Raw genomic sequence first — 13,056 nt, 5'->3', positions numbered from 1 at the left:
CCCGAGCACTCGCCGCGTCGGGCCTCGATGCTCGAGGCGCGTACCGCTGCCGGTATCTTCTTGCGCCACTGCCGCAACCGGCGTGCGCTGACCACCTGCCAGACAGAACAAGGCAGACACGATTTTCTCCAGTAAGTGCGACTGTATCGACAGAACGATCAGTTGCAGGCGCGTTTTGACCGCGCCCTGTGGCCGGAACGCGCCGGTCAGATCAGCGTGATGCTGTTATTGGCGGACTGATGCGGTGTGATGGTCGAGGAGACGCCGGTCGCGAAGGCCGTGTCCATGCCATTGACGTTGTCGATGCTCAGGCCTTGATTGATCAGCTGTGAAGCGCTGACCGTCGTGCCGTCGCCAAACTTGAACTGGCTGAGCGAGGGAAGCTGGGGCATCGGGGCGCCTGCCGTCAGGCCGCCGTGCACGGCGCGCATCGTCTTGCGGTCGAGTTCTTCGGTGATGGGCAGGTCGGTGATCATGAGCGTGTTCATTACGGTTCTCCAGAGGACTGCGAGACGCTTGTCCGGGGGTGGGAGCATCTCGTGTCTGCTCGCACCCAGCTTATGCACAGGCCGTGCCAATGCATCGCTGATTTGCGGGCAAAGACCCAATCGCTTGAAATCACGCCGGTATTCAGGAAGTAACGGCACGCTGTGTCGCGCGCCGCCAAGGCAGGCAACCCGCCATATGATTGCCGCTGCCCAACACGATCGGTTCACAGCGTTGGCGCCACACCAACAGGCAACGCTCGACACGCATTGATGTAGCTACTTGACGTAGATAGTGATCTTCTTCGAATAGACCGGTGGATCGTGCGGCATATGCATATAGTCGCCCATCAATAGCTGCAGCGTGTGTTTGCCGGGCGGCAGCACCAGAGTCGTTTCGGTTTCGCCTGCGCCGAAATGCAGGTGGGTACGATCGGAGGGAATCTCCTGATCGAGCGGCGGCAGATCGGTGTCGATCAGCAAGTGATGGTGGCCGGTGTTCGGGTAGTTAACGCCTTTGGGCGCCACGCCCATATTGCGCAGGCCGAACCAGACGCGAAACGGCTTGCCGGCGGGCAACGTCTGTCCTTCGTTCGGGTAGCCGATATAGCAAAAGGCACCGGGCGGCGACGGCGTGCCAGCCGCAAAGGCCGGATTCAGCCAGATCGTGGCGGCCAGTGCCGCGAGAGCGATTATCTTGTTCATCGTGCGTGCTCTCCGTCCTCGCAGACCGAAGCGTACAAAGCGGTCCTAACGTACGTAAATGGTGATCTTCTTCGAATAGACCGCGGGAACATGCGGCACGTGGTTCTCGTCCCCAAGCAGAAGCTGCAGCGTATGGGTGCCCGGCGCCAGTTCGACGCGCGCGTCGGTTTCGCCTGCGCCGTAGTGCAGGTGGTTGCGGTCGGAGGGGATCTGCTGGTCGAGCGGCGGAAGATCGGTATCGATCAGTAGATGATGATGTCCGGTATTAGGAACGTTGACTCCCTTCGGACAGATCCCCATGCCGCGCAACCCCATGCGCACCCACAGCTTGCCGCCGTGAATCACGGCGCCGTCGGGTGGCCAGATGATGTACTCCTCGGCGCCTGGCGGGGATGGCGTCTGCTGCGTGACGGGCGCCGCAGCCGTCAGGAATATCACGGCCAGAACACTGAGCGCTGTTCTTACTGGCATGTTGCGCCTCCTCCGGGAGAGTGGCTCTCTCGCCCGCTGCCGCACCACGTGTCGACCGCGCGGTCAACCGCAGATTCGCGAGCGGCGTGCGCATCCGCATAGCGAGGCATCTGGCAACGCGCCCCGAACCGGACCTCGTATTTCGTCCTTTAGCTTAGGACGTAACTTCACAAAAAGATACGAACCATTCGTTAACCTTGTGACGCATGTACCGCGTGCTATCGTTGTTTACGACCGTCGCGAAACTGCCAACACAATTCGCATGCAAGCTGCTGTGCAATGCGTCGCCGCCCCGATGCCGGAGTGTTCGCCATCGGATAGCGGGTTCGGTACGGACAACCAGGATTTGAATATGTGGCGAAAATTCCTGCTGGTATGCATAGCCGGGGTCCTACACATGCCGTGGACGGATGCCAACGCTGTCACGCAAGTTAGCAGCAGCGCGATTCTTCAGACCACAGCACGATCCGGCCAAGGCACGGGTGAGCGGCGCATTGCGCTTGTCATCGGCAATAGCGATAGCGGCGCCATCCGGCCTGACAACGCCAGCAACGACGCCCGCAGCATGGGCGCGCTGCTGGCGTCGCTCGGCTTCGAGGTGAGCGTGCTCACCGACGGGAGGCCGCAGCAGATCCAGCAGGCACTTGCCGCGTTTCACACGCGTCTGGCGGGCGGCGGTGTCGGCCTCTTTTATTTTGCCGGGCACGGTCTGCAGGTCGGCAACGAAACCATCCTGGTGCCGGAGGGTATCGACGGCCGCCACCCCGCCGCTCTTCTCATCAATGGAATCGGTCTGAGCAGCGTGCTCGCAGCGATGTCGGCACCCCGAGCCCACAAGACCAATCTGGTCATACTCGACACCTGTCTGCAAAACCCATTCCGTTCCGCCGATGTCGACAAGCCGGGTTCGCCGTTGCCGGAGCAGACGTTTATCGCCTACGCCACGGCGCCTGGCGGATTTGCAGCCGACGGTAACAGCCACGGTGTCTACACACGCGCGCTTTTGCGCGCGCTCGCCACTGCTCAGGAACGCGACGTGGACGGAATCATCCGCGGCGTCGAGCGAGCCGTACGCGCCGATACCAGCGGTGAGCAAAGACCGTGGGCGGTATCGTCGCTTGCCGGCGTCTTCCGCTTCGCACGCTATCCGGGTAGCGGCGTGGCAAGCACGGCAAGCCCGGAGCTTGCCAGCACAGCGATTGTCTCCATGCGTAGCCGCGGCATCATGCCGAAGGACAGCAGCGAACAATACGAACTGACGTTCTGGGATTCGATCAAGAACAGCAACTACGTGAGCGATTACGAGGCGTACCTGAAGGCTTACCCCAACGGCCGCTTCGCAGCGCTGGCGAAAGCGCGTATCGAGCGCTTGCAGGCCGCGGCTTCTGCGCCGGCTCCGGGCGCCGCGCCGGGTGCTGCGCTACCCGCAGCGCCCGCCGCATCGAAAGCTCAGGCGGCCACGCCGCAACCGGGTCACGCGGTTGCGGCGAGCACACCGGCGCCCGCGCCTGTAGCCGCGACGCCCAAGGCGCCGGTCAAATCCGCAGCCTTCAGTCCAACGGCCGGCGAGAGCAAGGACTGCGCGACCTGCCCAGTGATGGTGTCGCTACCCGCCGGCTCGTTCACGATGGGCAGCAATTCGGGCGATATCTCGGAGAGGCCGCCGCATCATGTCACGATCGGCACGCCGTTTGCGATCGGCAAGTACGATGTGACTGTCGAACAATGGAATGCATGCGTTGCGGCCAATGCCTGCCCGAAGCTGTCGGGCGAAAACGGTCCGGGCACGAACGCTCCCGCTCGCGACCTCAGTTGGGACGATGTCCAGCAGTACGTCAAGTGGCTCGCCAAGGTGACCGGCAAACCCTACCGCCTGCCCACCGAAGCCGAATGGGAATACGCCGCACGTGGCGGCACCTCGACGCCATACTGGTGGGGCGATCAGATGCGCAAAGGCAACACCAACTGCAAGGGCTGCGGAGATCCCTGGCACGAGGCGGGGCCGGAAAACGTCGGAACGTTCGGCGCGAACCCCTATGGTCTGTACGACATGGGCGGCAACGTCTGGCAATGGGTGAGCGACTGCTGGCACAGTTCGTACAAGGACGCGCCGGCGGACGGCCGGGTCTGGGATGCGTCCGGCTGCGACGCGCGGGTCATTCGCGGCGGCTCGTGGCGCGAAGGCGCCGACTACATGCTGGTTTCGACGCGCTTCAAGTACAGCGAGAGCGTGCGTCAGTCGCAGAACGGCTTCCGGGTTGCCAAAGATCTGAAGTAAATGGAAGCCGTGATGAGCGTGACACCGAAGGGGGCCGCCAGGCGTGGCCCTCAGTGCTTGCGGGGCTGGCTGTTGATCTGAGCCACATCGGCGACGATGTGATCCGCTCCGTACTTGCCTGCAATCTGGGCGAGACGTGTGTTCAGTGCGCGTAGATAGTCCGCGCGCGCTTCGCTTTCCGGCCGGAGTGCGTTAAACAGCGGGGCCGGCGTGATCAGCAGCACCACCAGTTCAGTCCCGAACGGTTTGGCAATCACCCAGTCTCCTGCGCTGCCGACGGTCGCCGCATAATTCGGCGGCGCCTGGTTATCCGGCTCGCGCGGACTGGGCACCATATGCACGACGCTGCCGTCTAACTGGTAGTAGTCGATATTGACGTAGGAATCGTAGCCCGGCGTCGTTACGCTGACCACCAACGGATCGCCCTCGACGAGTTGCCCGTCGGTCGCTTTCACCTGAAGCGCGGCGGGGTGGCCAGCCTGCCAGTTGCGAGTCCAGTATGGCGCGAAAAACTGGATGACATCGCATTTGTCCGCGGCAAGCGGCGTCACGTCGACGTTCAGCGCGCTCACGCCCGGCAGCGCATTCAGGCGCTCCTTCAGCGTGGCGATACCGTTGGACTGCGGCACGAAGCCGTGCACTTTCACCGTATGACCATGCACCGACGCGGCGAGCGCGGAACATGGCATCTGCGCGAGCAATGTGGCGACCGATGCGAGCGTCGGTGGAAGCGGTGCCGGCGCCTCGGCCAAGGTCGACGCCACCCCTGACGCTAACGCGGCTTGCGACGCTGGCGTTGGCGCTGGCACGCGATCGCTCAGCGCTTGCTGCGTTGCCGGCGCCGCCCCAATCAGCGGCGCCGATGGCGCCTGCACCGCGCCGGTGGAAGCGCCCTGCCCCCGGTACCAGAGGAATCCAAGACCGGCTACACCCAGCCCCGCGAGCGCAGCGCCCCCGGCAATCAGCATGCGTTGTTTTGTGACTCGCGGCTGCGCAGTGAATTCGTCCACGAAGCGGGTGACCGTCGGCGTACGTGCCTGGCGATCAAAGGCGAGCGTCGCGCGCAAGGCCCGCCACGGGCGCGTAGCCAGGCCTTCGGGACGTTGCGGCTTGAGATCGGCGCTGCGCGCCTGGGTGGCCGAGAGCCGGTTAAACGGGTGATGTCCCGTCAGCAGTTCATAGACAATGCAGCCGAGCGCATACACATCGTCGCGCGGATCGGGCTCGAGATGCTCGAGCATCTCGGGGCTCGCATAGGCGGGCGTCAACGCGCCGAGCGTTCCCGGATCGAACACGGTTGCATCGCTCTCCTCTTCAGGACGCTGAAATACCCGCGCAATACCGAAGTCGATCACCTTGACATCGCCCTTTTCCGTCAGCAACACATTGCCTGGCTTGAAGTCGCAGTGAACGAAACCATGCTCGTGTGCATAGGCGAGCGCATTCGCCATGCCTTTGACGATCGGCAGCGCCTCGCCGTACGGCATGCCCTTGAAATTCTTGTTGCGCAACAGGTGGCTGAGCGGCTTGCCGGACAGATATTCCATCGTCAGGTAGACGACCGCGCCGTCCCGGTCGAAGTCGTAGACGGTGACGATATTGCGGTGCGCCAGCACCTGGGCCTTCTTGGCTTCGCGTTGCAGCGCGATCAGCGACTGGGGGTTGCCGCGAAACTGTACGTTGAGGACCTTGATGGCGACGTAGGGCTTGCGGTCGGATGCTTCCAGCTTGCGCAGGTCAAGTGCCTTGTACACGGTGCCCATGCCACCGACGCCGAGGCACTCCTCCAGCACGAAACGGTTATTGAGCGTATCGCCAACGCCTTTGACCGGTTCGGAACCGGTAGTGGGCTGAGCAGCAGAAGGCGCACCCACCTGTCCCCCGCTGACTGCCGAGCCAGCCGGGACACGAGCAGAGGAAGCGGGATATTGCAGCGTGGTCTGCACGCGGGTCTCGCCGCCGCCCAGCGTCAGGTTCGTGCTGCTCATGCGCTCGATCCTGCGCTGAACTTCCGCGTACACCTCCGGGGGCAACGGCATGTGGGTGTGTGCTTCGCCCAATATCTCCAGCAGCCGCGCCGAACCCACACTGTCCTTCGTCAGCGTACTGTCGAGCTGTGCGATGAACTCATCTTGCGACAGCTCGCCGTTCTGGAATTCGCTAATCGCGTGCGCAAGGTTCGCCATTTGTGTAAAGCCACGCAGCTCCCGATAAACCGTGATAAACCTGTCGTAAGAAGTTACATGCCCACGACCGATACTAGCCCGCACCCCGGCCTTCCGCAATTCAGGATTGCCCAACAATATTCGGTCAATGTACGGGTAGTGCACAGGTGTTGTGCCGCTCCTGACAGCATCACCCTATTGTGTTGGTTGCAACCCATCACTTCGCGAACGTCGCGCCGAGCGCATCAGTGCAAAGCAAGACACGTGCGAACGATGCATTGTCTATACTGGTTCGAAACGTCACGACATAAGGAACAGCCATGGCCACCCTCACAATCAAGGATCTCCCGGACAGTGTCGAACTCGACAGGCAGGCCATGGCGGCCATCGTAGGCGGCGCGCGAAGCGGCGCACGTTACGGCTCGCTTCTACAACCGGCATCGGCCCCAACCCGTCTCTTCGACTATCCGCAAGGCTTTTCATCCACGCGTCAACTGGCTCCCACCGCACATGCATCGTCAGGCGTGCGACACAAATAAGCACCGGCGCTTTAGCCGGGTTTCTTTCGCGCGGCCTCATGAATGGCCGCCCGGATGCGCGGATAGGTGCCGCAACGGCACATTACGTTCGACATCGCGTCGTTGATATCCTGGTCGCTTGGCTTTGGCTTCTGCTTCAGAAGCGCTGAGGCCGTCATGAGTTGCGCGCTCTGACAATAGCCGCATTGCACCACGTCGATGGTGCTCCAGGCGGCCTTGAGCGCGGCAGCCTCGGCGCCTTCGAGTCCTTCTATCGTGGTGATCCTGCGGCTTACCAGATCAGCGATGACGGTTTGGCACGACACCTGCGCTGTGCCATCCAGATGCACGGTACACGCTCCGCACACGCCAATCCCGCAGCCGAATTTGGTTCCCGTCAAGCCCAGTTCACACCGCAGCACCCAAAGCAGCGGCGTAGCCGGGTCCGATTTCACCAGCACCTGCCTGCCGTTGATGTTCAGCGATAGCATGTTCTCTCCCGCCACTCAGGCGAGTGTCAGTGGCAGCGTACGCAGACGCTGGCCGGTGAGTGCAAAAACCGCATTGGCCACGGCTGCGGCAATGGGCGGCGTGGCAATCTCGCCCACGCCTTGCGGCTCGGCCTCGCTCGGCATGATTTCGGTGTCGATTGCCGGGCAGTCGTCCATGTGCACGATTGGGAACTCGGTGTAGTACTGCTGCTGCACCTGCCCGTGGTCGAGGGTGATCGCTTCGTACAATGCCGCCGACAAGCCGAACACAATGCCGCTTTCCACCTGCTGGCGGATCAGGTTCGGGTTCACCGGCGTACCGCAATCGACTACGCAGACCACCCGCTGCACGCGCACGCTTTTGTCCGCGCCGACCGAAACCTCCGCCACCTGCGCGACCACGCTGCCAAATGCCTCATGCAGTGCCACGCCGCGTGCGCAGGCAGCACCGTCGGGAGCCCGCGCAAGCGGACGCCCCCAGTTCGAAAGCGCAGCGGCACGCTGCAACACGGCGAGATGCCGCGGATGATGCGCGAGCAGACCGGCACGGAAGGCCACGGGATCCTTGCCCGCGGCCGCGGCCAGCTCGTCCATGAAGCTCTCGACAAAGAACGCCTGATGCGAATGTCCCACCGAACGCCAGAAGCCGACCGGAACCGGCAGCTCGACCGTGGTCTGCACGACCCTGACATTGGGCCATTCGTAGGGCTGATCGAACGCGCCCTCTGCCGTGGTCTTGTCGATAAGCGGGTCGGGAACGCCGTAGTTGCGCTTGAGCGATGCGGCGACGGCCGACTGGCTGGCCGACAGGTTGCGCCACGTCACCACTTCACCTGCGCTATTCAGCCCGGCCTCGAAGCGCGACACGCAGGCTGGCCGGTAGAAGTCGTGCATCATGTCTTGCGGACGGCTCCAGATCGTCTGCACCGGCCTGCCGTCAGCCTCACGGGCTATGGCGGCAGCCTGCGATACGTAGTCCACTTCCAGGCGTCTGCCGAATGCTCCGCCGAGCAGTTGCACCTGAACATCGACCTTTTGGGTGTCCAGATGCAACACCTTCGCCACGTGCTTGCGCGCGAGCGCCGGGACCTGGGTGGAGACCCAGACCGTGGCGCTGTCGTCCTTCACCTGCACCGTGCAGTTAAGCGGCTCAAGCGGCGCGTGCGCCAGATAGGGCGCACGGTATTCGGCGCTCACGGTCCGGGCAGCTGGGTTCAGTGCGCTATCGACATCGCCTCGGCTGTAGTAAGCATGACCTTCTGAATGGTCCAGTGCATCCGTGAGGCTGCGGAGCACGTCCGCATCGGAGACGTTGGACGCTGCACCATGATTCCATTCAATCCCCAAGGCGGCGACCGCATCCAGCGCGTACATCGCAATGAAGGCGTTCTCCGCGATCACCGCTACGCCGCCACTGCCGCCGTTATAGGCATCGACCTTCAGCACCTTGACGACACCTGGTAAGAAGCGGGCCACGGAGTCGTCGAAATCCTTGAGCGTTCCCCCGAGCGTCGGACACATCAGCACGCTCGCGTACAACAGCCCGTCCGGGAACGCGTCGATACCGAATCGCGCACTTCCGTCGAGCTTGGATGGGCCATCGATACGCCTGAGCGGCTTGCCGATCACCCTGAACTGGGCCGGGGTCTTCAGCACGACGTGAGCAGGCAGCGATTGCTGGCCCGCGAGCTCGGCCAACTCACCGAAACTTGCTGAGCGTCCCGACGGATGCAGCACGCGGCCGTTCTCGGCGCGGCACTCGCCTACCGGCACGCGCCATTTTTCGGCCGCCGCGCGGCACAACATCGCGCGTGCGCCTGCGCCGGCCTCACGCATCGGCAACCACAGGTCGTTGATGCTCGTGGAACCGCCAGTGATCATCGTGCCGAAATCGCGCGAGATCTTGCGCGACATCCAGACCGTAAACTCCTCGATAACACTGTGATCGTCCGGGCGAAACGGAAGATCGCCCGCGACGTTGTCCAGATTGTTGTAGATGCCATCGACCGGCGACGCCTGGACCTTCACCTGTGCCCAATCGGCATCCATCTCGTCCGCGAGCAGCATGGCCGCCCCCGTGTAGATGCCCTGGCCCATTTCCGCTTTGCACATCATCACTGTCACGCTGTTGTCCGATGAAACCTTGACCCAGCCGTTGAGCGGCACCTCCGTGCCCTGTACCGGCAATGGCGCGGAGGCCGACAGACGCTGGCGTGGCGGTAGCGCCGACCACCCGAGGACCAGTGCGCCCACAGCGCCAAGACCACCGATCACGAACGTTCTGCGCTTTAGCATGAGAGGTCTGAGAGCCGGTAGATCATCGTCGATCAGTCCTGTTGCCGAGTCGGCAAACGTGTATCGGTCATCAATAGAAGAACGCACGCGCCGGCGTGCAATTGAAATGCGGGACTCCAGATCGTTTTGAAGAAGAAACGCGAATGGCACGACCGAGGGCATCCGCTAGTACTACGCGCACCAGAATCACCTATATTAGTCTGGGCAATGGCCCGCTGAAACCGGCATTCACACCAGGCTCGAGGCCGTCAACGCACCGCACGCTGCCAGCAAAGCCCGAATAGCAACGCCACGCAGAGGTCGCCGATGCTCGTTGATCTTGTACGCGATTTGCTGTATCGCATCGCCCCCGTCTGGGAAACGAGCTTCGCGCGTCACGGCCTCGACCTTCACGCGGCACACACTGCGAGCGAACTCGCCCGGCCGCTGAAGATCGACTGGACCGATCCGGGTGTCGCCGATTTGTGCCGCTCTACGTACCGAGCCATCGAACCCGGCGATCCGGCACGCAGCCTGCTTTACCACATGCTCGCTCGCCCAGCGGACGGCCCTTCGTGCGAAAGTGTCTCGCCCGATGAGTTGGATCTGCTGGAGAACTACCTCTATTCCCGGGCAGGGCCACCCGACGACTGGCAGACGCTGGATATCGCGGTGCTCGCTTATCAGTATCGCCCGGCGCGCCGCACCGGACACCAGGTGCACGCGGACATGGTGTTCTCGCGGCTGGGCATTGCCCGCAATGGCGATCGCGAAGCCCGGTTCGATCGGCGCGGCCGCTGCTTCTCGCCCGATGCTGAAGACGTTGCACATGTCCGTGTATTGCCGGCGCGCTTCGGCGCGTTCCTCGTGCGTCGCGGCCAGGGACCGCACGCGCTGGCATTGATCGAAGGCGAGCAAAGCGGCGATCATGCGCGGCCCTTCGTCGCGCCCGTCTATAAACTGTTCCAGGGGTCCGAATGTCTGCCGGGCGTCCCTGTGTCGCTCTCCTTCGTTCAACACCATGTCGGCGACAAGCTCAAGCGCGCCGCGCAGGCACGCTGGGGTGTGACGGTGCCGCCCGCAACGGACCTGGACGCGGCGCCGTTCACCATGACAAGCAGCGGCCGCGCCTCCGACACAGTGGGATTGGAGCATGTGGGCTCCACCGTGCTGGTCATGCCCAAGCCCCTGCCGCTTGTCGAATCCGTGCCGGCCGAAACCTTTCCCGTACATAGCTTCAAGGTTCCGCGCGAGTGGCCATGGCCGCTTGGGATTGTCAATCGGCGCTATACCTCGATGCGTATCGTCACTTCGCTGCTCCGGGTGTTCCTCGCCGGGATCGACGAAGAGCGGCAACTCTATTTTCCGCACTTCGCGAAGAACTGGCTGCGCTATCCCGAGCCGCGCAACGCGCCGGAATACATCAACATCCGTCACCCGGCAAGACGTGGAGACGGACCGGCGCCGGACATGCGGATCCACCCGGAAAACCGCGCGAGATTTCTGAAGGAGGTCAAAGACGGTGGATACGAAACCCGGCTTTTCATCGACCATTGCGTCGAGGGCGTGGTCAGCGTTGCGCTCGACGAGGCGGCAGCGTTGCGCGTTCTTCCCGCTTACTCGATCGTAGCGGCACCGGATTTTTATCCATACGCCGATCAAGTCGAGTTGCAGCGCTGGTTTCAGCAAACGCATACCGATCCAAAATCGCAGTTCAGAAATGGCGGCCCTTCGTCCCTAAGCGGCGAACGGCTGGCCGCCAACCCACAGCACAACGATCCTCTCACCGGCAAGCAGGCATTCCCCCGCGCCGACACGACGATTTCCGTCGCATTCAGTCTCGCGGCCCGCACCGATCATCACACGAGTCCGGCGGCATCCAGCACGAGAATGGTTTCATTCCTCTCGGACGCCTCGTCCAATGTATTCGCACCCGGCTGGGACGTGACCTATGCGAGCGATCGCGGTGGAATATTTCTCGCTACGCATGGGCTCGGCAGCCCGTTCGCAGAAGACGTCAAGCTATGTGCTGCCTCGAACAGCTTCTGGCCCGCGCTCAGCCCCGACGCCTCGCGCACCTTCAATCGCGCCGATGCTCCGACCGCCATCCCGATGCTGGACGAGGAGATCGGCCTGCATCCCGGGCATCCGCTGGTGGTCGAGGGCGTAGCCACGGCCTGCCGCGGATGGGACGGCGAGTTTGGCCCCTATCTGACGCCCGATGGCATGGCCGAATATGCAGACATCTATCGTTCGGATTACGTAGCGAATGCCATTGCAGGAAACATGCTGTACGGCGCCTTGCAGGATGTCGACTCTGCCGAGCTGATCCGCCGCATCAGGGCGCTACGTCACGCCGTGGCTGCTTGCGATCACGGACAGACGCCCGCCCATACCCGGTTGTGGCTCATCTCGGCGCGCCGCGTCAACAACAGGCCCTCGATTGCGCAGACCGCTTACCGCTTCCTGTTTGTGTTGCCACTCGACCATGGTCCGCAACCGGTGCAAACGGCGCCGGGCCGCTTGCGCGTGCCCTATGCACAAGCGTTGTGTTGCGATTCGACCGCGACCGAGCGGCTGAACGACGTTCTCACCGCCGCGCCGGGTGCCGAGGCGTTGGCGCTTTACTTGCGCGATGGGCGATAAGCGATGCGCGGCGGATCATACGTTAGCGGTGCTGCATGGTAAGCAACGCCGACCTGGTCGTCATTGGCGACGGGCCCGCCGCTTGCGCTGCGGCCATCACAGCTACACGAGCGGGACTCGAGGTCGTCATGCTCGGCCGCGGCCGCTCGAGTGGCGCGCCAGAGTACCTCTCACGTGCTTCCGTGATGCTGCTGGCTGCCATGGCTCCACGTCTGTCGCATGTGAGCGATATCTGGCTGGACCCAGAACCGTTGCCGAAGTCCGGCCGTGCTCTGATGCGCGGCAAGTTCGATCAACTCTTCAGGATCGAAGCCCTCGATACCGGCGCGCGATACATTTCTCTCACAGCCGGACGAGTCGAGCCGCGTGTTGCGCAAGGCAGAATTTCCGGCGTGCATTGCGGAGGATCATCGATCTCAAGCCCCGTTGTGATCGACGCCAGTGGCTCAAACTGCTGGCTTCGACGCGCCATGCAACTCGAAGAATCGATCGATTCTCCAGCGTTGTGGCTGGAACGTGGCCTCGCGGCAGCGAGTACCAATGCGCCGGACCAACACTGGCAGATCGGGCAGCAAGGGTGGCTATGGATCAAACCGACCACCTCGCAGACGATCTGGACATCCCTGTCGACCCAGCGTGAGGCCACGGTTGCCTGGCCTGATGGCGTGCGGCCCGTTGGCAGGAGCTGGCGCGATTGCCGCCGTTGGCGCTGCCTTCAGCAGGCAGCCGGTCCCGGCTACTTCGTATGCGGGGACGCCGCCGTGCAGCTAGATCCCGCCACGGGCGACGGATTCAGATTCGCTATCGAATCCGGCGCCCGCGCGGCATCGCTGGCGGCACAGCTTCGCCGCCACCCCGAACGCTCCAGTCTGCTCGAGGCGTTGTACTCGGACTGGGTCTTGCAGTTTTATATGTCCCGCAAGGCAGCGCTTGCAGAATGCTACGCGAACGCCGCACTGCTCTGGACCGGATAAAGAGCGTGTGGTCCCAACGCTTGCCGTGTGCAGCACCGCCCTCCCCATG

At 63.1% G+C, this 13,056-nt stretch carries 10 protein-coding genes; 4 read left to right on the top strand and 6 right to left on the bottom strand.

Annotated features, from left to right (window positions below; all coding sequences use genetic code 11):
- Window positions 1–206: 206 nt before the first annotated feature.
- From BLQ92_RS05425 to BLQ92_RS05415, 3 genes are all read right to left on the bottom strand, one after another.
- Window positions 207–476 carry a hypothetical protein gene (locus BLQ92_RS05425; protein WP_244106095.1) on the bottom strand — a complete coding sequence of 90 codons (270 nt, stop codon included), beginning with the start codon at window positions 474–476 and terminating at the stop codon, window positions 207–209.
- A 288-nt stretch (window positions 477–764) separates the two neighbouring features.
- Complete coding sequence (locus tag BLQ92_RS05420; RefSeq protein WP_090682359.1) at window positions 765–1,190, bottom strand: DUF4399 domain-containing protein; 426 nt, start codon at window positions 1,188–1,190, stop codon at window positions 765–767.
- A 45-nt stretch (window positions 1,191–1,235) separates the two neighbouring features.
- The gene (locus tag BLQ92_RS05415) at window positions 1,236–1,661 is read right to left on the bottom strand and encodes a DUF4399 domain-containing protein (protein WP_090682358.1); all 426 of its coding nucleotides are present in this window, start codon (window positions 1,659–1,661) and stop codon (window positions 1,236–1,238) included.
- A gap of 352 nt (window positions 1,662–2,013) precedes the next feature.
- On the opposite strand from BLQ92_RS05415, the gene BLQ92_RS05410 reads away from it, so the two are divergent.
- Entirely contained in the window at window positions 2,014–3,939 is a 1,926-nt protein-coding gene (locus tag BLQ92_RS05410) for an SUMF1/EgtB/PvdO family nonheme iron enzyme (protein WP_090682357.1), read from the top strand.
- A 50-nt stretch (window positions 3,940–3,989) separates the two neighbouring features.
- Here BLQ92_RS05410 and BLQ92_RS05405 read toward each other — a convergent pair whose 3' ends face one another.
- The gene (locus BLQ92_RS05405; RefSeq protein WP_090682355.1) at window positions 3,990–6,125 is read right to left on the bottom strand and encodes a serine/threonine-protein kinase; all 2,136 of its coding nucleotides are present in this window, start codon (window positions 6,123–6,125) and stop codon (window positions 3,990–3,992) included.
- Between the two features lie 299 nt (window positions 6,126–6,424).
- Between BLQ92_RS05405 and BLQ92_RS05400 the strand changes: the two genes are divergently transcribed.
- The gene (locus BLQ92_RS05400; protein WP_090682354.1) at window positions 6,425–6,643 is read left to right on the top strand and encodes a hypothetical protein; all 219 of its coding nucleotides are present in this window, start codon (window positions 6,425–6,427) and stop codon (window positions 6,641–6,643) included.
- Between the two features lie 11 nt (window positions 6,644–6,654).
- On the opposite strand, the gene BLQ92_RS05395 is transcribed toward BLQ92_RS05400, so the two are convergent.
- Together BLQ92_RS05395 and BLQ92_RS05390 are read right to left on the bottom strand one after the other, a co-directional pair.
- Complete coding sequence (locus BLQ92_RS05395; RefSeq protein WP_090682352.1) at window positions 6,655–7,113, bottom strand: (2Fe-2S)-binding protein; 459 nt, start codon at window positions 7,111–7,113, stop codon at window positions 6,655–6,657.
- A gap of 15 nt (window positions 7,114–7,128) precedes the next feature.
- Window positions 7,129–9,408 carry a xanthine dehydrogenase family protein molybdopterin-binding subunit gene (locus BLQ92_RS05390; RefSeq protein ID WP_090682350.1) on the bottom strand — a complete coding sequence of 760 codons (2,280 nt, stop codon included), beginning with the start codon at window positions 9,406–9,408 and terminating at the stop codon, window positions 7,129–7,131.
- 306 nt (window positions 9,409–9,714) lie between these two features.
- Here BLQ92_RS05390 and BLQ92_RS05385 point away from each other — a divergent pair, with 306 nt between their 5' ends.
- Together BLQ92_RS05385 and BLQ92_RS05380 are read left to right on the top strand one after the other, a co-directional pair.
- Entirely contained in the window at window positions 9,715–12,033 is a 2,319-nt protein-coding gene (locus BLQ92_RS05385; RefSeq protein WP_090682349.1) for a hypothetical protein, read from the top strand.
- 35 nt (window positions 12,034–12,068) lie between these two features.
- A complete protein-coding gene (locus BLQ92_RS05380; protein ID WP_143016511.1) occupies window positions 12,069–13,007 on the top strand; it encodes an NAD(P)/FAD-dependent oxidoreductase in 939 nt (312 codons plus the stop codon).
- Window positions 13,008–13,056: the final 49 nt, after the last annotated feature.

It is taken from the genome of Paraburkholderia phenazinium (assembly GCF_900100735.1).
Lineage (GTDB): Bacteria > Pseudomonadota > Gammaproteobacteria > Burkholderiales > Burkholderiaceae > Paraburkholderia > Paraburkholderia phenazinia.
The sequence above is the reverse complement of the archived record's forward strand: the minus strand, read 5'-3'. Positions and strand labels throughout refer to the sequence as shown.

Excerpts from the sequence above, each read along its gene's own strand:
- BLQ92_RS05425 (WP_244106095.1), bottom strand. The coding sequence starts at position 476 with ATGATCACCGACCTGCCCATCACCGAAGAACTCGACCGCAAGACGATG.
- BLQ92_RS05420 (WP_090682359.1), bottom strand. The coding sequence starts at position 1,190 with ATGAACAAGATAATCGCTCTCGCGGCACTGGCCGCCACGATCTGGCTG.
- BLQ92_RS05415 (WP_090682358.1), bottom strand. The coding sequence starts at position 1,661 with ATGCCAGTAAGAACAGCGCTCAGTGTTCTGGCCGTGATATTCCTGACG.
- BLQ92_RS05410 (WP_090682357.1), top strand. The coding sequence starts at position 2,014 with ATGTGGCGAAAATTCCTGCTGGTATGCATAGCCGGGGTCCTACACATG.
- BLQ92_RS05405 (WP_090682355.1), bottom strand. The coding sequence starts at position 6,125 with ATGGCGAACCTTGCGCACGCGATTAGCGAATTCCAGAACGGCGAGCTG.
- BLQ92_RS05400 (WP_090682354.1), top strand. The coding sequence starts at position 6,425 with ATGGCCACCCTCACAATCAAGGATCTCCCGGACAGTGTCGAACTCGAC.
- BLQ92_RS05395 (WP_090682352.1), bottom strand. The coding sequence starts at position 7,113 with ATGCTATCGCTGAACATCAACGGCAGGCAGGTGCTGGTGAAATCGGAC.
- BLQ92_RS05390 (WP_090682350.1), bottom strand. The coding sequence starts at position 9,408 with ATGCTAAAGCGCAGAACGTTCGTGATCGGTGGTCTTGGCGCTGTGGGC.
- BLQ92_RS05385 (WP_090682349.1), top strand. The coding sequence starts at position 9,715 with ATGCTCGTTGATCTTGTACGCGATTTGCTGTATCGCATCGCCCCCGTC.
- BLQ92_RS05380 (WP_143016511.1), top strand. The coding sequence starts at position 12,069 with ATGGTAAGCAACGCCGACCTGGTCGTCATTGGCGACGGGCCCGCCGCT.